The organism is Burkholderia sp. HMSC10F09 (genome assembly GCF_001806955.1).
GTDB lineage: Bacteria > Pseudomonadota > Gammaproteobacteria > Burkholderiales > Burkholderiaceae > Burkholderia > Burkholderia multivorans.
Genome location: NZ_KV786939.1, coordinates 8,124 through 9,346 on the forward strand (window position 1 = coordinate 8,124; position 1,223 = coordinate 9,346).

The following is a 1,223-nucleotide window of genomic DNA, read 5'->3' on the forward strand; positions in this document are numbered from 1 at the left end:
TCGCGTCGGAGGCGATCACGGTCGGCAACCACACCATCACGCTGCCGGGCATCGGCGCGTACCTCGCGGAGGCGATCGTCGAGCGCAACCTCGGCGCGGTCGGCTGGGTGATTCTCGCGATGACGGTCGTGATCCTCGCCTACGACCAACTGCTGTTCCGGCCGCTCGTCGCGTGGGCCGACAAGTTCCGCATGGAGAACACGAGCTCGGGCAACGCGCCGGAATCGTGGCTGCTCGATCTCGTGCGCCGCACGCGGCTGATCCATCAGCTGCTCGTGCCGGCCGGCTGGCTGTTCGCGAAGGCCGCGCGCATTCCGCTGCGCCTTTCGCCGACGCGCGCGATGCGCTTCACGCTGCCGCGCGTCGAGAAGAAGGCGTCGCGCGTCGCGGACGTCACATGGGCCGTCGTCGTGCTGCTCGCGACTGCCTACGTGCTGTGGCGCGTGATGAGCTTCGTCGCGACCGGCGTGACGATGGACGAGGTCGGCCATGTGTTCGTGCTCGGGCTGATCACGCTGTTGCGCGTGGTCGTGCTGATCGCGATCGCATCGGTGGTGTGGGTGCCGATCGGCGTATGGATCGGGCTGCGTCCGGCGCTCGCCGAGAAGATGCAGCCGCTCGCGCAGTTTCTCGCCGCGTTTCCGGCGAACCTGCTGTTCCCGGTGTTCGTGATCGTGATCGCGCGCTTTCACCTGAACGCGGACATCTGGCTGTCGCCGCTGATCGTGCTCGGCACGCAGTGGTATATCCTGTTCAACGTGATCGCCGGCGCGACGTCCTATCCGAACGACTATCGCGAGGCGGCGACGAACTTCCGGATTCGCGGCTGGCAATGGTGGCGGCAGGCGATTCTTCCGGGCATCTTCCCTTACTACGTGACGGGCGCGATCACGGCGTCGGGCGGCGCGTGGAACGCGAGCATCGTGTCCGAAGCCGTGCAGTGGGGCGACACGAAAGTCGTTGCGCACGGCCTCGGCGCGTATATCGCGCAAATGACCGCGGCCGGCGATTTCCCGAAGATCATCCTCGGCATCGCCGTGATGTCGCTGTTCGTCACGCTGTTCAACCGCCTGCTGTGGCGCCCGCTGTATGCCTTCGCCGAAGCGAAGCTGCGGCTCGACTGAGACTGATTGAGAGCGAAACGCGATGCACAATCCGAATGCTGTAAACGCCCCCGTTCAGACGCCCCAGCCGCCGCGCATCGGCGAAGAAATCCTGCGCGT

1 protein-coding gene is annotated in these 1,223 nt (G+C 66.1%); it reads left to right on the top strand.

Annotated features, from left to right (window positions below; genetic code table 11):
* On the top strand, positions 1 to 1,124 hold a 1,124-nt coding region (locus tag HMPREF3115_RS28080), incomplete at its 5' end, for an ABC transporter permease (protein ID WP_256276464.1).
* Between the last annotated feature and the right edge of the window lie 99 nt (positions 1,125 to 1,223).